Annotated in this window: 21 protein-coding genes; 8 read left to right on the top strand and 13 right to left on the bottom strand. The window is 71.6% G+C overall.

The genetic code is table 11. The annotated features are described in order from the left end of the window. Positions 1-115 precede the first annotated feature (115 nt). Both WMF43_RS27970 and WMF43_RS27965 read left to right on the top strand, forming a co-directional pair. Positions 116-1,219 (top strand): DUF3089 domain-containing protein, encoded by a 1,104-nt coding sequence (locus WMF43_RS27970; protein ID WP_437669118.1) that lies wholly within the window; start codon positions 116-118, stop codon positions 1,217-1,219. Between the two features lie 658 nt (positions 1,220-1,877). Further along, complete coding sequence (locus WMF43_RS27965) at positions 1,878-2,819, top strand: serine/threonine-protein kinase (RefSeq protein ID WP_437669116.1); 942 nt, start codon at positions 1,878-1,880, stop codon at positions 2,817-2,819. 186 nt (positions 2,820-3,005) lie between these two features. Here WMF43_RS27965 and WMF43_RS27960 read toward each other — a convergent pair whose 3' ends face one another. Together WMF43_RS27960 and WMF43_RS27955 are read right to left on the bottom strand one after the other, a co-directional pair. Then, positions 3,006-3,866 carry a class I SAM-dependent methyltransferase gene (locus WMF43_RS27960; protein WP_437669115.1) on the bottom strand — a complete coding sequence of 287 codons (861 nt, stop codon included), beginning with the start codon at positions 3,864-3,866 and terminating at the stop codon, positions 3,006-3,008. Between the two features lie 242 nt (positions 3,867-4,108). Then, a complete protein-coding gene (locus WMF43_RS27955; protein WP_437669113.1) occupies positions 4,109-4,372 on the bottom strand; it encodes a hypothetical protein in 264 nt (87 codons plus the stop codon). Between the two features lie 107 nt (positions 4,373-4,479). Here WMF43_RS27955 and WMF43_RS27950 point away from each other — a divergent pair, with 107 nt between their 5' ends. Next, the gene (locus tag WMF43_RS27950) at positions 4,480-4,641 is read left to right on the top strand and encodes a hypothetical protein (RefSeq protein ID WP_437669111.1); all 162 of its coding nucleotides are present in this window, start codon (positions 4,480-4,482) and stop codon (positions 4,639-4,641) included. A 1-nt stretch (position 4,642) separates the two neighbouring features. Here the strand turns inward: WMF43_RS27950 and WMF43_RS27945 are convergent, their stop codons facing one another. Beyond that, positions 4,643-5,974 carry a hypothetical protein gene (locus tag WMF43_RS27945; RefSeq protein ID WP_437669109.1) on the bottom strand — a complete coding sequence of 444 codons (1,332 nt, stop codon included), beginning with the start codon at positions 5,972-5,974 and terminating at the stop codon, positions 4,643-4,645. A 196-nt stretch (positions 5,975-6,170) separates the two neighbouring features. Between WMF43_RS27945 and WMF43_RS27940 the strand changes: the two genes are divergently transcribed. Next, positions 6,171-8,069: a hypothetical protein gene (locus WMF43_RS27940; RefSeq protein WP_437669107.1), complete on the top strand. Its 1,899-nt coding sequence runs from the start codon at positions 6,171-6,173 to the stop codon at positions 8,067-8,069. A gap of 121 nt (positions 8,070-8,190) precedes the next feature. Here WMF43_RS27940 and WMF43_RS27935 read toward each other — a convergent pair whose 3' ends face one another. From WMF43_RS27935 to WMF43_RS27925, 3 genes are all read right to left on the bottom strand, one after another. Further along, positions 8,191-9,183: an alpha/beta hydrolase family protein gene (locus tag WMF43_RS27935; RefSeq protein ID WP_437669105.1), complete on the bottom strand. Its 993-nt coding sequence runs from the start codon at positions 9,181-9,183 to the stop codon at positions 8,191-8,193. Next, on the bottom strand, positions 9,180-9,578 hold the full coding sequence (locus tag WMF43_RS27930) for a hotdog domain-containing protein (protein ID WP_437669103.1): 399 nt from the start codon (positions 9,576-9,578) through the stop codon (positions 9,180-9,182). Before WMF43_RS27930 ends, WMF43_RS27935 begins: the two co-directional genes overlap by 4 nt. A 138-nt stretch (positions 9,579-9,716) precedes the next feature. Beyond that, the gene (locus tag WMF43_RS27925) at positions 9,717-10,532 is read right to left on the bottom strand and encodes an STAS domain-containing protein (protein ID WP_437669101.1); all 816 of its coding nucleotides are present in this window, start codon (positions 10,530-10,532) and stop codon (positions 9,717-9,719) included. Between WMF43_RS27925 and WMF43_RS27920 the strand changes: the two genes are divergently transcribed. Beyond that, the gene (locus WMF43_RS27920) at positions 10,533-10,724 is read left to right on the top strand and encodes a hypothetical protein (RefSeq protein ID WP_437669099.1); all 192 of its coding nucleotides are present in this window, start codon (positions 10,533-10,535) and stop codon (positions 10,722-10,724) included. A gap of 331 nt (positions 10,725-11,055) precedes the next feature. Here the strand turns inward: WMF43_RS27920 and WMF43_RS27915 are convergent, their stop codons facing one another. Next, positions 11,056-11,916, bottom strand: a complete 861-nt coding sequence (locus WMF43_RS27915) for a 3'(2'),5'-bisphosphate nucleotidase CysQ family protein (RefSeq protein ID WP_437669097.1) — start codon at positions 11,914-11,916, stop codon at positions 11,056-11,058. Between the two features lie 265 nt (positions 11,917-12,181). Between WMF43_RS27915 and WMF43_RS27910 the strand changes: the two genes are divergently transcribed. From WMF43_RS27910 to WMF43_RS27900, 3 genes are all read left to right on the top strand, one after another. Continuing rightward, positions 12,182-13,525, top strand: coding sequence for a PAS domain-containing protein (locus WMF43_RS27910; protein WP_437669095.1), 1,344 nt, complete (start codon positions 12,182-12,184; stop codon positions 13,523-13,525). Positions 13,526-13,712: 187 nt separating this feature from the next. Beyond that, complete coding sequence (locus WMF43_RS27905; RefSeq protein ID WP_437669093.1) at positions 13,713-14,249, top strand: rhodanese-like domain-containing protein; 537 nt, start codon at positions 13,713-13,715, stop codon at positions 14,247-14,249. After that, entirely contained in the window at positions 14,246-14,698 is a 453-nt protein-coding gene (locus WMF43_RS27900; protein WP_437669091.1) for a MauE/DoxX family redox-associated membrane protein, read from the top strand. The genes WMF43_RS27905 and WMF43_RS27900 overlap by 4 nt, the downstream gene beginning before the upstream one ends. Before the next feature lie 524 nt (positions 14,699-15,222). Here WMF43_RS27900 and WMF43_RS27895 read toward each other — a convergent pair. From WMF43_RS27895 to WMF43_RS27870, 6 genes are read right to left on the bottom strand one after another with little or no spacing between them, the layout of a single operon-like run. Further along, positions 15,223-15,477 (bottom strand): hypothetical protein, encoded by a 255-nt coding sequence (locus WMF43_RS27895; RefSeq protein ID WP_437669089.1) that lies wholly within the window; start codon positions 15,475-15,477, stop codon positions 15,223-15,225. Further along, positions 15,468-16,145 carry a cytochrome c peroxidase gene (locus WMF43_RS27890; RefSeq protein ID WP_437669087.1) on the bottom strand — a complete coding sequence of 226 codons (678 nt, stop codon included), beginning with the start codon at positions 16,143-16,145 and terminating at the stop codon, positions 15,468-15,470. Before WMF43_RS27890 ends, WMF43_RS27895 begins: the two co-directional genes overlap by 10 nt. Continuing rightward, entirely contained in the window at positions 16,091-16,252 is a 162-nt protein-coding gene (locus WMF43_RS27885) for a hypothetical protein (RefSeq protein WP_437684096.1), read from the bottom strand. The genes WMF43_RS27890 and WMF43_RS27885 overlap by 55 nt, the downstream gene beginning before the upstream one ends. Positions 16,253-16,290: 38 nt before the next feature. Continuing rightward, on the bottom strand, positions 16,291-18,177 hold the full coding sequence (locus WMF43_RS27880; protein ID WP_437669085.1) for an FAD-binding oxidoreductase: 1,887 nt from the start codon (positions 18,175-18,177) through the stop codon (positions 16,291-16,293). Between the two features lie 58 nt (positions 18,178-18,235). Beyond that, positions 18,236-19,279, bottom strand: a complete 1,044-nt coding sequence (locus tag WMF43_RS27875; protein WP_437669084.1) for an NAD-dependent epimerase/dehydratase family protein — start codon at positions 19,277-19,279, stop codon at positions 18,236-18,238. Positions 19,280-19,321: 42 nt separating this feature from the next. Further along, the gene (locus WMF43_RS27870) at positions 19,322-20,359 is read right to left on the bottom strand and encodes a deoxyhypusine synthase family protein (protein WP_437669082.1); all 1,038 of its coding nucleotides are present in this window, start codon (positions 20,357-20,359) and stop codon (positions 19,322-19,324) included. Positions 20,360-20,768 lie beyond the last annotated feature (409 nt).

The following is a 20,768-nucleotide window of genomic DNA, read 5'->3' as shown; positions in this document are numbered from 1 at the left end:
GAGCGCATGGTCCCTCCGGGCGCTTCGGTCAATGGCCGAGCAGGCATGCCATGTGACGATGGGGACACGCTGGCGTTCGGGTTCGTGCCGCGGAGCGGGGGAGGGGGGCGCAATCATGAGGAAGTCCGTGCGAGGGGCGCTGTGGGGCGGTCTGGGGGTCGTCGCGATCGGGGCGATCGCGTGGCTGAACGTCGGCGCGCTGGTCCGGCTGGCGATGACGCCAGGGGGGCGCTTCGACGCGGCAGGGCTGCCGCCCGCGCCGGACTACGCGGATCCCCGGAGCTGGAGCGCGCTGCCGGAGCGGGACGACGCCGGGGACCCGTCGCCGACCGGCGCGCCGGCCGTGGACCAGCGCCGCGCGGCAGCCGACGTGTTTTACGTGCACTCGACGTCCTACGTGGGCAGCGGCTGGAACGCCGGCACGGAGGACGCGGCGACCAACGAGGCGACCGATCGGGGCGCGACGGGCATCCAGGCGACGCCGTTCAACGGCTGCTGCGCGGTGTACGCGCCGCGGTACCGGCAGGCGAACGGCATGGCGTTCACGCGCCCCTCCGCCGACGGAGACCGCGCGATCGAGGTGGCGTACGGCGACGTCAGGCGGGCCTTCGACGCCTTCAACGCGAGGCGCGGCGCCGGCCGTCCGTTTCTCCTCGCCGCCCACAGCCAGGGGGCCGTGATGGCGGAGCGGCTGCTGTACGACGCGATCTCCGGCACCGCGCTCCGGGACCAGCTCGTGGCGGCCTACCTCATCGGCGGCGCGGTCAGCGCCGACGGGCTGCGCGAGCGCGCGCCCGACATCCCGGCGTGCGGAGCGGCCGATGACGTCCGCTGCGTGGTCGCGTGGAACGCGCGCGGCGAGGGGTACGTGCCGAGCGATTTCGAGATGCACCGGCCGGACCCCCGCGAGCGGCTCTGCACGAACCCGCTGTCGTGGCGGACGGACGGAGCGCTCGCGCCCGCGGCGCTGAACCTCGGCGCGGTGTTCCTCGAGAGCGACGACAAGGCGCCGCGCGCCGGGTTCGCGGGCGCCCAGTGCGTGGGCGGCACGCTCCTCCTCCACGACGTGGGCGCTGCCCCCCGGGACCTCCCGAGCCGCGTCCTCGATCACGTGCTCGGCGACGGGAACTACCACGCGATCGAGTTCCAGCTCTTCTTCATGAACCTCAGGGAGAACGCCGCGTCGCGGGTCGCCGCGTTCCTCTCGGGATCCACGTGAGCGCGTGAGCAGCCCCGCGCCCAGGTGGAAATCGTGCGGTGCGACCACGCGAGATCGCGCACCCTCGAGGACCGCGTAGCGCGGCTCACCGTTGCTCGTCGGGATCCTGCGTTATCCGAAGAACCCGCCGAAAAGGTGCGCGATCTGCGCCGCTCCGTCGGACCCGTGTCCGCACACTGGGCGAATCTGCCACGAGGGTTTTGCCACGATGTGACGAATCACCCCAGCGCTGCGCTGGCACCAGCATCCCGCCGAACGGCGACGGGAGAAGCTCCCCGGTGGGATAAGGATCCCACGTACGCAGAAAGGGTGGCCTCGGCCGGGGCGCGCGCATCGAGGCACATGCTTTGCAAATGTCGTTCATGACCGCCGACTCGCCCCCACCGAAGTTTCCAGCGGGCGGCGCGGCGTAGACATCCTGTCTCCATCGTCTCAGACCATACCTGGCCCACACGCGCGCTCCACGCCGGGAGCGGCATCGCCGCCTCCCCGTGAGGAGCTGCGCGTTCGCTGAGGCGCGTCGAGCTCATCAGGAACGGAACACTCGCGCTGCGCAGGGGCGGCTCTGCCTTCCTTGCGCCTGCCGCGTAGGCACGCGCGGGCTCGTCGTAACGCACGTACCGGCTCAGGCCACCCGTCAACTCAGGAGAGAGACATTATGATCCATGACAGCGCCATTCCAAAATTGCTTGCGGGCCGCTACAGGGCCGAACGATGGATCTCGGCAGGCGGCATGGGGACCATCTGGAGAGCTCTGGATCTCAAGCTGAAGCGCCCGGTAGCCCTGAAGTTGATGTCGGACAGGTATGCCTACGACGCGCGGGCCCGCGCGAGGTTCGCGCGCGAGGCGAGGGCGACGGCCAAGCTCGGCTCGGAGACGGATTTCGTCGTGCAGATCATGGACTTCGACCTCGACGCCGGGACGCCGTTCATCGTGATGGAGCTCCTGCGCGGGGAAGACCTCGATGCGCGGATCCGTCGGTGCGGGCCGCTCTCCATGCAGGAAATGGCCGTCTTTTTGCGACAGATCGCCCTCGCGCTGCGGGAGGCGCACGCGATCGGGCTCGTGCATCGGGATATCAAGCCGTCGAATCTCTTCATCTCCTGCGAGGATGAAGAGGAGAGGATCAAGATCCTGGATCTCGGCATTGTGAAGGAGATCGGCCCAGGAGCGACCTCGACGTCGGGCGAGCTCCTCGGCACGCTCCAGTACATCAGCCCGGAGCAGCTCGACGGCGACGCGCTGGATCACCGCGCCGACCTCTGGTCGCTCGGCCTCGTGGCGTACCAGGCGCTCTCGGGGCGGCTCCCCTTCCAGACCGTGGGCGAGCAGATGACGCTGCTCTCGGGCGGCCGGGTACCCCGGATCTCGCAGATCGCGCCGGGTCTGCCCGTTGAGCTGGACGGCTTCTTCGAGCGCGCGTTTCAGATCGATCCCGCGCTGAGGTTTCAGACGGCCGAGGCGCTCGCCCGGGCCTTCCTGGCGACGGCCAAGGTCGCCTGGCGGCCGCCGGTCCGCGGGCGGGGGCGCGCGGCGAGCCCACGCCCGCGGAGCGGCAAGCCGACACGCCCGTCGAGAGCGCGGCCCGAGCCACGTTGAGCGAGAGCACCGATCACGTTGCTCGAGCGAGCAATGAGGCGCCAAGGCGCCAAGGCGCCAAGAGGAAGATGGGCGCTAGGGCCCAAAAATACAGAAGAAATTCTGGTTTGCGCCTTTGCGCCTTTGCGCCTTTGCGTTGAAATCTCTCGGGATCCCTGGCCAGCCTCGCCAGGCACGGAACTAGGGTCAGTCCACGGCCGCCGTCACGACCCACACCGCGCCTGCCATGCGCACGCCCTCGGGGCCCTGGTGGGGCGCGATGGCCTCGCGCACCTCGGCCCGCACGCGATCGAGGAGCGCCGGCTCGGGCTGCGCCTCCCGCAGCGCCGAGGCCGTCGGACCCATCTGCAGGAGGAACTCCACGGTCTCGTCGAGCGATCTGCCGCCTGCCACCGAGAGCTCCCGGTCGACCGGCTCGTGGTGGACCCGGACGAACCCCGCGCGCGAGAGGAGGTCCCGCACGCGCGCGGCGTCCGCGAACGCGAAGGGGCCCGGCGCGTGCGGGTCGGGCTGCGGCAGCGGGATGTGTTTGGCCGCGGCCGTGGCGGGCACGCGCAGCCAGGGGTTCTCCTGGAGCGACCGCCAGCAGACGAACGCGAGCCGGCCGCCCTCCCGCAGCGCCGCGCGCAGGTTCGCGAAGGCGGCCTGGGGCTCGGCGAAGAACATGACGCCGAAGCGCGAATAGAGGACATCGAACGGACCGGGCAGCGCCGCGGTCTGCGCGTCGGCGTTCAAGAACGTCACGTTCGCGGCGCCCGCAGCCCGCGCCGCCTCGCGCGCGCTGCCCAGCATCGGCGCCGAGATGTCGACGCCGACGGCGGACCCGTCCGGGCCGACGCGCCGGCCGATCTCCAGCGTGGTCTCGCCGATGCCACAGCCGATGTCGAGGACGCGCTCGCCGGGGGCGAGCCCGGCGCGATCCATGGCGAGCAGGCCCAGAGGCCGGATCTGCGCCGAGATGATGTCGTGGAGGACCACCCATTTGGGGCCGGCGACTTCGTTCCAGTAACGGATCTGGTCGGCGTTCGGGCCAGCAGCTTCGATCATCGTTCCTGCTCCTTTCGGTGCGCGCGCGGCCCGCGCCGCGGCGATGCGCGACGCTCACCGCGGGGCGACCGCCGTGCGGGCGGCCGATTCTCGTGGATGAGGAGCGTGATCTCAACCAGCGTGCACGGATCTGAACCAGCGTGCACGGCGCGAGGCGCCCGCGCCCACGACACGAAGCCACGACACGCGGGCCACCAGGCCGATGGCCGTCGACCTCCGGCGATGCGCTCGCCCGGGCGCGTTCAGCGCTGCTTCACGGCCGGCGCGCCCTTGACCGGTCCGCCATCGCGACCGGCCTCTCTCGACGTCGCGGGCACGCTCCCGGTCCCGTTCGGTTGCCGCTCGCCGTCCTCCTGCGCCGCCGTCGAGGCCTCCTCCGCGACCGGGGGCTTGGGCATGTCGCTCGGCTCCTCGTACTCGTCACCCCGCTCCATCCCGCCCGAGGCGCCCACCGCCGCCTGACGCGCGGCCTCTTTCTTGATCTCCTGGATCTTCCGCTCGTCCATGTGCTTCCTCCACCGCAGGGTACAGCATCGAAGGTGGGCACCCGTCGATCCAGGCGCCCGTTCCTGGACTACATGGCGCCCGCGGCGCTCGGGTCAAGCCGGGGAAATTGCCGGAGCGGTGGGATCACGTCGTCCTGCTGCCCGGCCTCGAGCTGCACGTCCGCGGCGACGCGACCGCCGTCGTCCGACGGCTCGCGACCGAGATCCACGCGCGCTACGGGGCGCACCCGCCGGACGGCGAGCCCAGCAACGCCGCGTCGCGGCGGTAGACTACATCACGTCTCCTCGGTGCCTGGTGACGACGAGATCGTCGTTGTCGCCGGTCGCGCCGCCGCCCTCGCGCGGACCGTCTGCCTTGCCGTTCTCGCCGACGCTGGACAGCGTATACCCCCTGCCGTCCGGGCTCCGGCTGTACACGAGAGGGCCTGTCCCACAAGGATCCTGCGCGACGGCCGGGAGCGCCTCGGGATAACGGCCGTCCGCGTGCGCCCGCTCTGCGGCGATGGCCGCGCGCGCGAGGAGGTACGACGCCCGCAGACGGCAATGGCGCCTCGCGAGGCGCTGGAGCTGCTCGGGGTCCAGGACGAAGGCGAGCCCCGTGGCCTCGATCGCGAGCGGGTCGGTGGCGACCTCCTGGAATCGCGCGGCCGCGGCAGGATCGCGCTCCGCGTCGCGCGCGATCTGCTCGGCGCGGCGCAGCCGCACGTCCAGCAGGGGGAGCACATGGCCGAGCACGGCTTCGGTCGGGAAGAGCAAGCCGAGCGCGGCGACGCCCGTCGACGGCTCGGGAGGAGGGACATGCTCGGGCAGCGGTTCCAGCACGCTCGGGCTCATCGCCTCCTTCCGGAGCCGCAAACGCTCGTTGTGGAGCGCCTCGGAGAGCAGCGGAAGGTGGCGCCCCCGCCCTTCGAGCTCGCGGTCGACCGCGGCGAGCTCCGCCTCGGAGAGCCGGGGCGCGCCGGCGGCGAGCGCGGCGATCCCGAGGTAGGCGTGCTGCGCGGCGTCGCTGCCGACGAGGTTGGCGATCGTCAACCCGGCGGACATGTCCTCGCCGACCTTGGCCACGGTCAGGTACCGGTCGAGGGCGCCGCGCACATCCCCCTTGGCCGCGAGCCCGTATCCCTCGATCACGACCATGCGGCTCGTGAACAGGATCGGATGCACCGGAGCATAGTCGACCCACGCGACGTCGTCGGCCAGCTCATAATGGGAGCACCGCGCCGCCTGCCGGAAGGCGTCCATCTCCGGACGGTGCCGCTCGATCTCGGCGACGAGCTTGGGGGAGAGCGGCGCGCCGGGCCCGGCGTCCAGCGCTTGCTTCATGAGGGTGTTGTAGATGCCGTGCTGGACGTTCGGTGTCCTCGCGTAACTCGCCACGCAGCCGTCGCCCGCGGCGCCCTCGCCGGCGGGCCCCGACCCCTCGCGGATCTGCGCGCGCGCGGCGTCCCATTCGGCCTCGGCCGCATCGCGGTAATCGCGGAGGCGGGACTGACCCCAGGCCGCCGCCCCGACCCGGAACAGACCGAACAGCGCGGCAGCCGCCGCGAGCCCGAACCCAAGACGCTTCAGCTTGCCGCGAGGGCGACCTTCGTTGTCCGTCATCGGCTGGTAAAAGCCCCAGCGCGAAAGGCCATTCCGCGCCTATTTGTCAAACGGATCACGCGGCGCTGCTCGGCCCGGGCGCGACGATTCGCCATCTCGCGCGCCCGGCTTCCGTCCCCCAGCTTGCGTCCTCGTCGCTTGCATCCTCGTTTGGCCTCAGCGCGCGCGTCACAATGTCATGGATCCTGTCGCCGCCTTGACATCTCGCGGGGGATCGCTCTTCCTGGCGCCCGTGTACTCCTTCATCGCTGCCTTCAACTTGCCGGGCGCAGACGGGCAGGATCCAGGCGCCTTCCTTCGACGGACGGCGCTCATCGTGCGGGAGCTGATGCCCACCGTGGGCCCTTCCGTTCAGATCGCGACGACGGTGCTGCCCGAGGTGGGCGGCGGCTGGTCGCTCCTCCTGCCGGAGCCGATGCCGAGGCTCGGCCTGCTCGGACAGGAGGTCACGGATACGCACGCCGTCCTGATCTTCGGCGATCTGCAGCGCCGCGCCAGCGCGTCGGCCGCGAAGGCCGTCCTGAGCGCCTGGACGTCGGGCGGCGGGGACGCCGTCGCCGCGCTCGACGGCAACTTCTCCGCGATCGTCGTCGATCGCGCGGAGCGCACGGTCGCGGTGGTGTCGGATCTGCTCGGCCGCCGGACGTTGCGCACCCTGCATGCCGGCGGCGCGCTGTACGTCTCCGCGCACGACGTGGCGCTCGCGGCCACCGGGGCGTGCCCCGTCGAGATCGACCGGGGCTCGTCGTGCTCGATCGTCGCCGCCGATTGGTCGATCGGCGGGCGCCCCCTGCTCACGCGCGTCGAGCCGTGTGATCCGGCGCACTGGCTGCGGTTCCAGGGCGGCCGCCTCGAGCGGCTCGCCGCGCCGCTCGGGCTGTTCGAGGGCCGCATCGACGCCCGCGACACGGCCGCCGTCAAGGGCCGGATCGAGCAGATCGTCGACATCCTGCGCGCGAACACGGGCGCCGTCGCGGCCGAGTACGATACGGTCAACGCCGACCTGACGGCGGGCCTGGACAGCCGCGCGTCCTTCTCCTTGCTCGCGTCGGTCCTGCCGGCAGAGCGCATCGTCGCGAGGACCTCCGGCGCGCCCGACTGCCTCGACGTGCGCGTGGCCCGGCGCATCGCCAAGCTCGCGGGCGTACGCCACGAGCCTCGCGCGCTGGAGCCGCCGGTCTGCGACGATTTCGGGCGCTACTCGAGCCTCATCGCGTTCCACATGAACGGCGACTCGAGCGCGAAACGCGCCATCGACCGGTACCCCGCGTGGGACGAGGGGCGCCCCCTGAGCGTCGACGGCGGCGGCGGCGAGATCTTGCGGGGTTACTATTACGGGCGTCCCGGCCAGTACCGGCGCGTCGCCCGGGCCAGCGCGGGCGACATCGCGTCCTGGTTCGTCCGGAAGTGGCGGCGGCTGAGCGCCTTGCCCTGGCGCTCGCCCGACGCGGCCGCCGCCGTCCACGAGCGCGTGCAGACGGCCGTCGAGGTGATGTTCCGGCGCTCGCCCGACGTGCACGACGTGCTCGACCAGTTCTACCTCTTCGAGCGTTATGGACGCTGGGGCGCGATCACGTCGCGCTTCACCTGGTGGAAGTCCTGGACTCCCTACGCGAGCCCGGCGGTCGTGCGGCTGGCCTACGGGCTGCCGTCGCCGATAGGCACCTACGCCGCCGTCCACGACGCCGCCGTGCGCCGCTTTCTGCCGGAGGCGCGGACGATCCTGGTGAACAACAACGCCCTGCTCCCGCTCCAGGGGCCTGGGCTCGCGCGGAAGGTGGCGCGCGACCTGCTCTATGTGTCGGGGGAGCTCTGGCGCGCGGCGGCGGCGTGGCGCGCGCGCGCCGTCCGGGAGCAGCGCTCGGTCGACGCGCTGCGCGCCGACGCGATCGCCGGGCCGCTGCACGACTACGCGCGCGACGTGCTCCTCTCGCGCGACAGCATCGCCGTGGAGCTGCTCGGGCACGACGCCGTCGCGCGCTTGCTCGACGAGCACCGGGCGCACCGGCGGCACCTGGAGGGCCTGTGCAACCTGCTGAGCATCGAGCACTGGCGGCGCCTCGTCACGGCCGCCGCGGCGCGGGGGGCCGGGTAGGGCGCTCGGGGGGCCGGGTAGCGCGCTCGGGGGCGCCGGTCTCGGGGGCGCCGGTCTCGGGGTCGCGGCTCGCCGGAGGCGGCCCGAGGGCGGCGCGAGGGCGATCGGCGCCGCGCCGCCGCTACGGGGCGAGCCGTTCCATCGCGTCGCGCGCCGCGCGGCGGAGCGCCTCCCCCTCGTAGACGACCACGCCGGCGTGCCCGGTGTCGAGCCACCGGAGCTCGCTCGCCCTCCAGTGCGCGTGGAGCGCCTCGACCTGCTCGGGGAACACGTAGCCGTCGCGGCGCCCGCCGACGATCACGGCGGCGTCGGGCCGCCGCGGCGCCGGGTGGCGGTCGAGGTCGGCGACGCCGAACAGGGCGCCGAGCCGCGCCCGCGCCGCCGAGGGCCCGCCGAGCGCCTCGAGCTCGACGCTGACGGACAACATCCCCTCGGTGAACACCGGCACGGCGCTGCGCCCCACGCCGAAGACGGCGACCGCGAGCGGGCGCGCCGTCACCGCCGCCGCCAGCGCCGCCGAGGTCCCGCCCATGCTGAAGCCGGCCACGCCGATGCGCTCGTATCCATGGCCGGCGAGGTGCTCGATGAGCGCGCGGGTCTCCTCGACCGTCGCGAGGTTCATCAACAGGTGCTCGGCCACGGTGCGGATCGCCGTGGCGCGCTGGCCCTCGGGCCGGCGCAGGCCGTACATCGCGTTCTCCAGGAGGATGACCTCGATGCCGTCGCGGGCGGCGAGCGGCCGGAAGAGCCGCGTCCGCGACGCGAAGCCCTCCTCGCCCGACGCCGCCAGCGCCACGTAGACCGGCCGGCGGCGGCCCCGCTCGGGCGCCGCGGGCGCGATGCGGCGCACGAAGGCCGTGCGCGCGCAGGGCGGCAGGCGCGGGAGCGCGGCCGTGAAGGAGCCGTCGGTCACGACGACGGGCCCCTCGCGCCGCGGCGCCGCCCACGCGACCGCCGCGGCGCGCGGCGGCTCCGAGAACCGCGCGATGGCCGGGACCTCGGCGATCACCTCCTCGTCCCCCCAGCCGGCCTCGAACAGCCGGCGGCGGCGGGACAGGACGGCGTGCGCGTGATCGAGCCAGTGGACGGGTCGCGCGCGTCGCACCGCGATCACGCCCCCTCGTCCAGCACCACGCCTCGGGTCTGGAAGCGCAGCACCTCCTTGCCGTCCTGGTTCCAGCAGCCGCCGCTCGCCGAGAGGCGCACGCGCCCCGCCTCCGGCACGACCTCGGTGATGGTCATCTCGCAGCGGATGGTGTCCCCGGTGAAGACGGGCCTCAGGAACTCGAACTGCATCTTCCGCGCGAGGAAATCGATGTCGCCGCCGAGCCGGGTGGGGAGCGTCGCCGTGAGCAGGCCGTGCACCACGCGCCGGCCCTGCGCGTCCGGCCGGGCGTGGTGGCGGCCGGCGTCGCCGGAGATGCGCTGGAACTCGAGGACGTCCTCGTCCGTGAAGCGGCGCTCGACCACCGACACCTCGCCGACCTGAAAGGGACGCTCACGCTTCATGCCGCCATCCTCCTGCCCTGGGTCTCGTGAGGCCGAGCCCCTGTCGGACGTCGGTTTACCATCGTCGCCGGTCCAGCGGCGCGCGGCGTCGTCGCGGCGCCGGCGGACGCGGAGGGCGCGGAGCGGCTCCTTCGGGCGCTACGCCAGCTCCTCGACGCGCCTCGTGGTGCCGTTCGATTCAGGGGCGCGCGCCAGGGCAGGGGACGGCGCGGCTTCCGGGGCCGTCGCGGCCGCGAACGCGATCCCGCTCTGGAGATCGCGGCGGGTGACGATGCCGGCGAGGTCGATGCCCAGGCCGACGATGGCCCGGGACACCTCGGGCCGGATGCCCGTCAGGACGACCTGCGCCCCGAGCAGCCGGACCGCGCGCGCCACCTGCACGAGGGCGGCGGCCGAGTGCGTGTCGATGTGCGGCACGCCCGTGATGTCGATGATCGCCACCCGCGCCTGCCGCTCGACCACCTTGTCCAGGAGGTGCTGCATCATCTGCTGGGCCCGCACCGAGTCCACCACGCCGACCAGCGGCAGCACGAGGACCGCCTGGCTGAGGGGCACGATGGGCGTCGACAGCTCCTGGAGCGTCTTCGCCTGCTTCCGGAGCGTCTCCTCGAGCCGCTTTCGCTCGGTGATCACCTCCGTGAACAGGATGATCCCGCCGATCTCGCCGCTCGTCGTGTGCCAGGGGTAGATCTTCCACCGCACCCAGTCGACGCTCCCGTCGCTCCGCGGGAACGGATCCTCCTCGCGCCCCTCGGACGCCCCCGCGAGGCAGCGCCGGTGGACCTCCCTCCACCCCTCGGGGATATCGGGGAAGATCTCGTAATGGCTCCGGCCGATGATCTCTCGGTCGCTCAGGCCGTAGTCGATCAGCCACCGGTGACTCGCCAGGATGTAGCGCATGTCTCGATCGAGCATGGCCACGGCGGCAGGCGTGTACGTGACGAAGAGGCGCACATGCTCCTCGCGCCGGAGCAGCGCCGCCCGGAGGTGATCCCGCTCCTCCTCGGCGCGCTCCTCGCGCTGGCGCAGCGCCGAAAGGAGGTGATCCCGCTCCGCGGCGGCTCGCTCGAGCTCCTCGACGCGCTGCCGCAGGCGCTCGTTCTCGCTGACCAGATCTCTCTCAGTAACGATGGTTTTGTGATCTAAACTACAATCCGTGCCATCCCCGGGTCCCATTGTGTTCTGTATATCAAAAACCGTCCGTTCATGGTGACCGGAGCTGCGCGGCACAGGCGTGTTCCGATTCGACCGGTGCGAGGACCGCGGCGTCGCTCGCAGGGTTGTTTGCGGGCCGTGTTCGCCTCAACGAGCCCGGGTCGGTCGAGGTGATGAATGAGCACCTCGACGAGCCCGGGTCGGGCGAGGTGATGAATGAGCGCAGACGCGTGGAGGCTCAGTCCATGGGCCCAGGGCTAAGCGAGCGCCGCTCGAGTGCGGTGACCGCGACGCAGGCGCCGCCTCCCTGGGCTCGCCGAGCTCATGGCTCCTGGGCGAGCGCGCAGAGGAGCTGCTCGTGCAGGGCGGGAGATCGGCTGAGGAGCACGCCGGCATCGAACCGCGGCGTGGGCTGATTGTAGCGGAGCGGGCGCCCGGCGAGGTCGGTCACGGCGCCGCCGGCTTCCCGGACGATCAGGTCGACGGCGGCGAGGTCCCACTCCCAGGCGCCGAGGCGGCGGCCTCCGGCGGGGACGCCGGCGATCACGTCGACGGAGGCTGCGCCGGGCAGCAGCGCGCGGGCGCAGAGGCTCCGGGTCGCGACGACGACATCCGCCGCCTGGAGCCGCGAGGCGACGCGCTCGAGGCGCGCGAGGTTCTCCGGCGCGCCGAGCCAGCCCTTGGTGGCGACGACGGGCCGCCCGGGGCCGAGGGAGAGGCGGAGCGGGCGGCGCGTTTGCTCCGGCTGCTCGATCCAGGCGCCGCTCCCGGCGACGGCGCTCAGGAGGATCCCCGTCGTCGGCTGGTAGGAGGCGGCGACCACCGGAGCGCCGCCGACGGCGAGCGCGATGAAGACGTCGAAATCGCCGGTGCGGGCGACGAACTGCGCGGTCCCGTCGATCGGGTCGACGATCCAGCACCGGTCGTTCGCCCGGCGCGCCGGCTCGTCCGCGCCCTCCTCGGTCAGGAGGGCGTCGCCGGGGAAGGCCGACGAGAGCGCGGCGCGGATGGCCGCGTCGGAGGCGTAGTCAGCCTGCGTCACCACCGTCCCGTCGGCTTTCTCGGAGACCGCGGCGCGCCCGTAGAGCCCGAGGATCACCTCCCCGGCGGCCCGCGCGGCCGCGGTCGCGACCTCGAGCTCGCGGGCGTACGGCGCGGTGGTCGCGTCGCGTGAGCTGGACATGGGCAGACCGGTTAGCGCACCCGGTCGCCGGCACCAAGCAGGCTGTCGGCCACCTCGCTAACGCCCTGTCGCGGCGGCTGGCGCTGCTGCGGGAGGTCGACCAGCAGCGCCACCGCGGGCGAGGGCGCTCCGCCCGGCGCGGCCGTGCGCTGAGTCGGCGCTGCCGCGCGTTACGATGGGGGCGTGGCTCACGTCCCGTGACGGCTGTTGCGATCCTGCGCCAGGGCCCTGGTAAGGTGCTGAGCCAACGCGAGGGGGGACGCACGTGAGCACCAGCACGCAAGGGGACGGGGCGTGGGAGGCGGAGATCGCGCGGCTCCGGGCGCGGGTCGCGGAGCTCGAGCGGAGCCTCGAAGAAGCGCGGGCGCAGCGCGCGCCCGAGCCCAGGCTGGAAGGCGTCTCGTACCAGGCCATCTTCGACGCGCTGCCCGTCCCGCTCACCGTATACCGGTCCGACGGCACGATCATCGCGCTCAACGACGCGGAGTGCGCGCGCTTCGGGACGACGCGCGAGCGCATCGCGGGCAAATTCAGTGTCCTCGCCGACCAGCAGGCGGTGGCGAGGGGGTACGCCGGGAGCTTCCAGAAGGCGCTCTCCGGGGAAGAGGCGAAGATGCCGCCGACCTTCTACGAGACCGTCCCGAGCCCGATGCACCCGGGGCCGAGCCGGCGGGTGTGGTCGCAGGCGACGTACGTGCCGATCCGCGACGAGAGCGGCGTGCGGCTGGTCGCGGCGGTGAGCGTGGATGTCACGGCGCAGGTGGAGGCCGAGGCGAAGCTCCGCCAGAGCGCCGCGCTGCTGGAGGCGGTGATCGAGAACGCGCCGCTGCTCATCTACGTGAAGGACAGAGAGGGCCGCCACAGGATCGTGAACCGGAAGCTCGAGGAGTTCGTGGGCAAGCCCCGGGACGAGATCCTGGGGAAGACCCTGGACGACGTCGTGCCCGCGCTGGTCGCGGACGAGCTCCGGGGCATCGACGCCGACGCGGTCGCCTCCGCGGTGCCCGTCAGCACGGAGGTCCGCCTCCCGGCGGCCGACGGGATGCACGTCTATCTCGGGACCACGTTCGCGCTCCGCGACGAGGAGGGCGGGGTCGTGGGCACCTGCGGGATGGGCACGGAGATCACCGAGCGCGTGCGCGCGGAGGAGCAGGCCCGGAAGCTCCAGGAGGACATGCTCCGGATCCAGGACGAGACCCTCCGCGCGCTCTCCACGCCGCTCTTGCCCATCGCGAGCGGGGTGCTGGTGATGCCCCTCGTCGGGGAAGTGAGCCGCGAGCGCGCGGCGCAGGTGATCGAGACCCTGCTCGACGGCATCTCGCGCCAGCAAGCCAGGATCGCGATCCTCGACGTGACCGGCGTCCCGCAGGCAGGGCCCTCGGTGACGGACGCGCTGCTCCGGACGGCGCGGAGCGTGAGGCTGCTCGGGGCCGAGGTGGTCCTCACCGGGATCCGGCCGAGCGTGGCGCAGGCGCTCGTCGAGCTGGGGGCGGATCTCGGAGGGATCGTCACGCAGGGGACGCTGGAGCAAGGCGTGGCGTACGCCCTCTCCGCGCGGCGGGGCGCGTCGTTGAGCCGAGGTGATGGGCGCCGTCAGCCCGGCTCGTAGCGGCCTGCGCTCTTCGGCGCGAAGCGCGCGAAGCGCGCCGGTACCTCCTGGATTGCCGCGCGCAGCTCACGCGCGCGGATCTCTGCTGCGGCGCATACGTCAACAACCGCGCGTATCTCCCGCCCGACGAGCGCGGGGGCCTGCGTGGCTCGCTTCCCTGCCCCTTCCGCGCTAGCTTCGCGGGACGATGTCCCGGCAGCTCGATCGACCTCTGCTCCTGCGGGCGGCGGCGCTGCTCCTCGGAGGCGCCGCGCTGGGCCTCGGCGTCAACGCCGCGCGGCCGGCGGGCGTGGCCCTCGTCAGCTTCGAGCCTCCGACCACCTGCACCTCGGCGCCGGAGCAGGACGCGCCCGTGGTCCAGATGACCCCGCTCGCGGCCTCGGGCCTCTGCGGTCAGCCGGGCATCGTCTTCGCCGATACCCGCACGGCCGAGCGCTTCGCGGCCGGGCACGTGGCCGGCGCCATCCACCTGCCCTGCGACGCCACCGCGAGCGGCGCCGAGGTGGCGCTCAAGGGGCTCGGGCACGCGCAGACGGTCGTGGTCTACGGCGAGTCGACCGAGGAGGCCGACGAGGTCGCCGCGACGCTGCGCCGCCGCGGCCTCCAGGCCGAGATTCGCGTCCTGCACGGCGGGTTCGCGGCCTGGGAGCAGGAGGGCCTGGCCTGCGCCTCGGGGCCATGCCGCCACTGCGCGAGCGCCAGCTCCCAGGAGGCGACCCCGTGAAGACCGCGCTTCTCTGGCTGCTTCGCCTCGGCCTGGGCGGCATGTTCCTCGCGGCCGGGGCGCTGAAGTTCCTCGATCCCGCGTCGTTCGCGATCGAGATCCACAACTACCAGCTGTTCCCTCAGCTCGCCCCGCTGCTCGCGGCCACGCTCCCGACCGTGGAGGTCGCCGTGGGCCTCGCCCTGATCGCCGGCCCGCGCCCCTGGCTCCGCGCCGGCGCGCTGGCCTCCACGCTGCTCCTGCTGGTCTTCACGGTGGCGGTGATCACCGTGGTCGCGCGCGGGGTGGACGTCACCTGCGGCTGCTTCGGCGAGGATTCGGGGCCAGTGACGGTGCTGACGGTGTTGCGCGACGTGGTCCTGGTCGCGGCCGGGGTGCTGCTCTTCCGGCTGGCGGGGGAGCCGCCCGCGGGCCCGCAGGCAGAGCGGGCGCGACCCCACCCAGGTTGATCGAGCCCACCCACCAGGTTGAGCGACGTTCCGCGGTTTGATCGAGCCGCGAAGCGGGCGCCGGCGTGAAGAGCACACGGACGTGCGCGGCGTGTGTGCGCAGGAACGGTTGCATCGCCGTCCCTGATCGTCGCTGCGCTCCCCGCGCCGTCGCTGTCGGGGCGTGACCATTTCGGCTCGTCGGAACATGCAGCCGCCCCGGTCGAACGTTCGCGGGGTTGATCGCTTCGCGTCGACCCCGTGGGGGCGCGTCGGCATGGACGCGGTGCGCACCCTGCTCGGCTGTTCCCCCCGGCGCTCGCAGGCTCGCCTGTGCTGCGCGATGCCCTTGCACCGCTGTTCGAACTCTTCGCTCCACCACTCCTTTCGGTGCCGTGGCTCGCGCTCCAGAGCCTCGACGCCGGCGTGCTGGACGAGCTCGCGTCCCCGCGCCTGGACGCGAGGACACGCTCTCATGCGCTCTGTTCGACGCGCGACGCGCAGTCCCGCGGCCGCGCGCTCGCGACGGACCCGCGATCGACCGGCTACGGCGCCTGCGCACCATCCACCACGGCCGCGAACTCCGGATCGGTCAAGCTCTTCATGAAGGCTACGACATCCGCCTTCTCCTCTGGCGTGATGGTGAAACCCCTCATGAGCGGGCTCTTGTTCGGGTTCTTGCTGCCCACACCCGCGAACGGCCCGTCGTCGATGGTCCTGCCTCCTGCGGCGTAGTGGTCGACGACCTCCTCCAGGGTGGCCACGCTCCCGTCGTGCATATAGGGCGCCGTCAGCTCCACGTTGCGCAGCGAAGGAACGCGGTATTCCCCTTTGTCCGCCGGGTCGCCGGTGAACTCGAACACCCCTCTCCGCCGGGCGGATAACTCCCGTCCGGGCCGAGGTTGTAGAGGCCGGTGTTGTGGAAATCCATCTCCTCCTGCTTCATTTCGGCGCTCCGGAAGGCAGTCGTGAAGTTGATCCCGCTGTGGCAGTGATAGCACTCGAGCCGCTCGGAGAAGAAGAGGTCCATTCCGCGCAACGCGGCCTCGGACATCGCGCCCGCCTCTCCGCCGTACGTATAACGATCGTACGCGGAGCGCCCGGAGATGAGCGTCCTCTCGAACGTCGCGATCGCCTTCACGACGGTGTCGAGCGTGATCGGCTCGCTCTCGCCGGGGAACGCGGCGACGAACGCGGCTTTGTACGCCTCATCGCCGCGGAGCCGGCCGAGGACGACGTCCTCGGCACCGGTGATCCCGAGCTCGACCGGGCTCTCGCCGAACATCGGGACGAGCGCCTGCTCCTCGAGCGACGACAGCGTGGGGTTGCCCCACGTGAGCAGCGGGAACCAGGCGACGTTGGCCAGCCCCATCGCGTTGCGCGGAATCGCGTCCCCCGTCGAGCCGGTCGGGATCACCTTGCCGTCGGCAAGCCCCCTGTCGCGCTCGTGACACGAGGCGCACGCCATGTTCCCGTTGCCCGAGAGGCGCTGGTCGAAGAACAGGAACGCGCCTCCCAGCCGCGGGTCTTGAGCCCGCAGTCCGGATCCACCCAGAGCTGATGGCCAGGCAGCACGCGCGCCTCGCGCTCGAGCAAGTCGAGCCTATGCCCGGTCACGGCGCCTGCTCCGTCTCGCCGGCGAGCGCGACCGCGCCGCGCACGCCGTGGTTCGACGCGCCGAAGAGATTGTCCGGATCGAGCGCGCGCTTGACCTCGCGGATGGCCGTCCGCGCGCCCTCGGAGTACACCTCGTCGAGGAAGCCCTGCCGGATCTTCCCCACGCCGTGGTGGTGCGAGAGCGTGCCGCCGGAGGCGAGGATCTCCTCACGCGCCGCATGCTCGAGGGCGGCATACTCCGCAACGGGATCGGCGACGCCCTTCGCGTAGAAACCGAGATAGAAGTACATCGCGACGCCCGTCGAATAGATCTGCGTGAGCCGACCGGTGAAAAAGGGGCGTCCGGGTAGCCGGCGGCGCTCGTGCTCGAGCTCCACGCGGCGCTTGACCCGCTCGTAGAGCTCGAGCGCGCGCGACCATGGAACGCTCGTCTCGAAGCTCTCCGCGATGGCCCAGTGCTCGAACGCCAGATCGCGGATGTACGCGATGCCGAAAGTGAGCTGGTAGCCACGCTCCCCGTTGGCGGCGCCTCCCTGGAGGCCACCATGGCGCGCCGCGATGGCCCGGAGCGTTCGCTCCTGAAAGGCGACCTCCGCGGCCGTGCCTTCGAAGACCACCGTCGCCACGCACATCTTGTGCGGATCGAAGCCCTTGATCCGCGTCACCACGAGCGCCTCTGCTTGGCTCTTGAGCTTCGCGGCGAGGCCCTTCGAGGCCGGCTTCAGTGCCTGTCCGAAATGAAACTGGGTGTTGTCCATCACGCGCACGCTCGCAGGAACGGCGCCGCTCTGTTGCAGGTCGTAGAGGAACTGGAAGCCGTGATCGAGGTCCGGGAAGATCACGCTCGCGTAGCGCTGCACCTCGGGCAGGGGCCAGACCTTGACCACCGCGCTGGTGATGACGCCGATGTTACCCTCGCTCCCGAACAGGAAGGTCTTCGGGTTGACGCCGACGCTCTCACGCGGGCCCACGGCGGGGCGTGCGATCACGCCTCGAGTCGTTACTGCCGTGACATCGAGCACGATGTCCTCGATATTGCCGTAGCGGTTCTTCTTCATCCCGCTGGCGTTCGTGGCGATCCACCCGCCGAGCGTCGAGAACTCCGCGCTGTCGGGCTCGTGTCCGAGCGTCAGCCCGTGCTTGGCCAGCTCGGCGGCGATATGCCGGCCGGTGGCGCCCGCCTCGATGCATGCCGTGCGGTTCACCGGGTCCACCCAGCGCAGCTTGTTCATACGGCGCATGTCCAGCACGACGACGACGCGCGCTTCGTCGACGGGCAAGCGCAGCGCGTCGGTGACGTTGGTACCGCCGCCGAAGGGGACGAGGCAGGCCCCGCGCGCGTGCGCCACCTCGACGAGGCGCTCCACCTCGGCGTGGGCCTCGGGGAAAACGACGAGATCGGGTACGCGGGGGAGCCGACCGTAGCGAATCGCCCAGATCTCTGCCCCGGTGTGGCCGTGGCCATGCCGCAGCCGGACCAGCGGGTCGTCACTCACCTGATCGTCGCGGAGGAAGCCGCGGAGCGCCGTGAGCAGCGCCTCGTCGCGCCGCGCGGCGGGAACCGCGGGCGGATAGCGCGGCACGTTGCGGTTGTCGTAGGCGAGCGGAGCCTGAAGAATGCCCGACAGCCACGGCAGCAACTTCGGTAGATCGAGTCCGCTGATGTTGTAGCGGCGTCCCGTGAGCGTCACGTGGCCGTCGGGCTTCACGACGAAGCGTGTGTCCTTGAAGCCCCAGCCGTCGAGCGCCTCCTCCTCGTCACCGAGCGGCGCGGCGGTCGCCGGCGTCCCGCCGCCACCACCCCGCGCAACCCAGCCCAACCGGCTCGCGACGTTCGCTCCTGCGCGCTCGATGCGCGACCGCAACCCTCGCTCCTGATCCATGTCATCACCTCGGTCTCTGCACGCCGGTCGGAATCTCCGCTTTCCCGGCCCAACGGGGTCAGAAGAACGCCTTCAACAGGCCGATGGCGCCCTGCTTCCAGGGCACGCGATGGGTCACGCCCGAACGGCTCTCGAACTCGCTCCGGTGCGCCCGGTACCACTCGAGATTGCGCACCAGCGCGTCCTTGTTCGAGTACTTCGGCGCGAAGCCGAGCAGCCGCTCGGCCTTCTCGATCGACACGAACGAGTCCTTCGACGCCGTCTCGTAGACCCACTTGTAGAGCGGCGACACGCCCATCGCCTCGAGCGCGCGCAGGCCGAGCACCGCCGGCGCCGCGGGGAAGGGCACGATCTTCTTGCCCTTGCCCACCGCGTCGAGCACCGCCTGGTAGTCCTCGCCCATGGTGGTGAACTCCTTCGCGCCGATGTTGAAGGTGTCGTTGACCACCGACGCATCCTTCGTCATGCACAGGTAGATGGCCTCGCAGAGGTCGGCCACGTCGAGGAGCTGGTAGCGGTTCTTGCCGTTGCCGATCATGGGGAAGCCCTTGCCGTCGAGCGCCCAGTCGTAGAGCAGGGCGAAGACCCCGAGCCGCTCCGGACCGATGAAGGACTTGGGCCGGATGATGGGCACCACGAGCCCCCGGCCGCGCTCCTCCAGGCACACGAGCTCGGCCTGGATCTTGGCCTGCCCGTACGGGCCCACGCCGTCGAGCCGGTCGTCCTCGCAGAGCGGGTGGTGGTCGGGGATGCCGTACACGGCCGTGGAGGAGATGTGCACGGCGCGCTCGACGCCGTGACGGCGCGCGGCGCTCATGACCACGCGCGTGCCGATCACGTCGGTCGTGTAGATCTCCTCCGGCGTGTACAGGGGCAGCGCCGCCGCCGTGTGCACGACGAAGTCCTGCCCCTTCACCGCCGCGTCGACGACCGCTGCGTCGCGGATGTCCCCGCGCACCTCGCGGATGCGTGACCGCTCGGGGTAGTCGAAATCCAGGAGATCGAGCGACGTGACCTCATAGCCGCGCTCGAGCAGGTGCCGCACCAGATTGATCCCGAGGAAGCCCGCGCCGCCCGTGATCAGGACCTTCTTCTTGCTCATCGTCTTGCAACCTCGCTTCAGGGAAAAGAGAGCCGCCGACGCTCACGCGCCGTGCGCCTCGATGATGGCCCGCGCCTCGGCCGGTTGGCGCTTGCACTCGAGCAGCGCTCCGAGCAGGAGCGGCGCCACGATGGTCGCGTCCGACTCGATCACGAACATGGGCGTGTCCGCGGTCAGCTTGTCCCAGGTGATCTTCTCGTTCGGCGTGGCGCCTGAGTAAGAGCCGTAGGATGTCGTCGAGTCGGAGATCTGGCAGAAGTAGGCCCAGGGCCGGGCCGCCTCGCCGAGATCGTATTTGAGCGACGGCACCACGCAGATGGGGAAGTCCCCCGCGATGCCCCCGCCGATCTGGAAGAACCCCACGCCCGCGCCGGCGCTGAGCGCGCGGTACTGATCGTAGAGCTCGGCCATGTACTCGATGCCCGACTTCACGATGCTCGCGCTGCACTCGCCCCGCTTCACGTAGGACGCGAAGATGTTGCCGAAGGTCGAGTCCTCGTGGCCCGGGACGACCAGCGGCAGCCCGGCCTCCGCGGCGGCGAGCAGCCAGCACTCCTCGGGCGGTCCGCGGTGGAGCGCGGGTTCGACCGCCCGGATCAGCTCGTAGAAGTACTCGTGCCAGAAGCGGCGCTCGCCGCGCGCCGTCGCCCGCTCCCACATGGGGACGATGTGCTTCTCCACCGCACGGAAAGCCTCGTCCTCGGGGATGCTGGTGTCGGTCACGCGCCGCATCCGGTTCTCGAGGATCCGCGTGTCGTCCTGCTTGGTGAAGTAACGGTAGTCGGGGAAGTCGCGGTAACCGTCATGCGCGACGAGGCGGAACAGCGACTCCTCCAGGTTGGCGCCGGTCACCGACATGCCGTGGATGAGGCCGGCGCGGATGGCGGGCGCCAGCGTGATGCCGAGCTGGGCCGAGGACATCGCCCCGGCCACGGCCCAGAACATCTTCCCCCCGCGATCGATGTGCTTCCAGTAGGCGAGCAGCGCGTCGCGCGTCGCGCGGGCGTTGAAATTCTTGTAGTTGCGCAGAACGAACGTGAGCAGGGGCAGCGTCGTGGACGCGCTCTTCGTCCCAGCCATGTTTCACCGAGCCTCGGCGACCACGGAGGTCGTCCCGGTGGTCTCGGGTCGCGCAGGCCACCAGGGACGCTCTACGGACCGGCGCAGGCCGGGCCGCCATCGCAGCGTCGGGTGGCTTCATGGATCCGTAGCACGAATCCGGAGGATCGTGTCAAGACCGTCTCGGTGGGCGGGTACCTGTGTGCGCGACACGCGCCGCCCGGGCAGGGCGAACGCGTGAGGTCCCGCCGTCGCCGAGACTTGTCGGGGGCACGCGTCCTGGCGGGCAGCTCGAGCTGATGAAGCGGCTGACACGCGTGAGAGCACGGTTCGGCTTTCTCAGGCTGCACCGGCACGAGCTGTTCGATGGATGGTCGCGCACGAGATGGACCGGGTGCTGCTGGAGCGGACCGTGGCGCTCGTTCGGTCC

The organism is Sorangium sp. So ce131, from assembly GCF_051519095.1.
Taxonomy (GTDB): domain Bacteria; phylum Myxococcota_A; class Polyangia; order Polyangiales; family Polyangiaceae; genus Sorangium.
Note: the sequence above shows the minus strand (reverse complement) of the source record. Positions and strands in the feature narration are given on the sequence as shown.

Excerpts from the sequence above, each read along its gene's own strand:
- WMF43_RS27970 (WP_437669118.1), top strand. The coding sequence starts at position 116 with ATGAGGAAGTCCGTGCGAGGGGCGCTGTGGGGCGGTCTGGGGGTCGTC.
- WMF43_RS27965 (WP_437669116.1), top strand. The coding sequence starts at position 1,878 with ATGATCCATGACAGCGCCATTCCAAAATTGCTTGCGGGCCGCTACAGG.
- WMF43_RS27960 (WP_437669115.1), bottom strand. The coding sequence starts at position 3,866 with ATGATCGAAGCTGCTGGCCCGAACGCCGACCAGATCCGTTACTGGAAC.
- WMF43_RS27955 (WP_437669113.1), bottom strand. The coding sequence starts at position 4,372 with ATGGACGAGCGGAAGATCCAGGAGATCAAGAAAGAGGCCGCGCGTCAG.
- WMF43_RS27945 (WP_437669109.1), bottom strand. The coding sequence starts at position 5,974 with ATGACGGACAACGAAGGTCGCCCTCGCGGCAAGCTGAAGCGTCTTGGG.
- WMF43_RS27930 (WP_437669103.1), bottom strand. The coding sequence starts at position 9,578 with ATGAAGCGTGAGCGTCCCTTTCAGGTCGGCGAGGTGTCGGTGGTCGAG.
- WMF43_RS27920 (WP_437669099.1), top strand. The coding sequence starts at position 10,533 with ATGCTCCTCGCGCCGGAGCAGCGCCGCCCGGAGGTGATCCCGCTCCTC.
- WMF43_RS27915 (WP_437669097.1), bottom strand. The coding sequence starts at position 11,916 with ATGTCCAGCTCACGCGACGCGACCACCGCGCCGTACGCCCGCGAGCTC.
- WMF43_RS27905 (WP_437669093.1), top strand. The coding sequence starts at position 13,713 with ATGTCCCGGCAGCTCGATCGACCTCTGCTCCTGCGGGCGGCGGCGCTG.
- WMF43_RS27890 (WP_437669087.1), bottom strand. The coding sequence starts at position 16,145 with ATGGCGTGCGCCTCGTGTCACGAGCGCGACAGGGGGCTTGCCGACGGC.
- WMF43_RS27880 (WP_437669085.1), bottom strand. The coding sequence starts at position 18,177 with ATGGATCAGGAGCGAGGGTTGCGGTCGCGCATCGAGCGCGCAGGAGCG.
- WMF43_RS27875 (WP_437669084.1), bottom strand. The coding sequence starts at position 19,279 with ATGAGCAAGAAGAAGGTCCTGATCACGGGCGGCGCGGGCTTCCTCGGG.
- WMF43_RS27870 (WP_437669082.1), bottom strand. The coding sequence starts at position 20,359 with ATGGCTGGGACGAAGAGCGCGTCCACGACGCTGCCCCTGCTCACGTTC.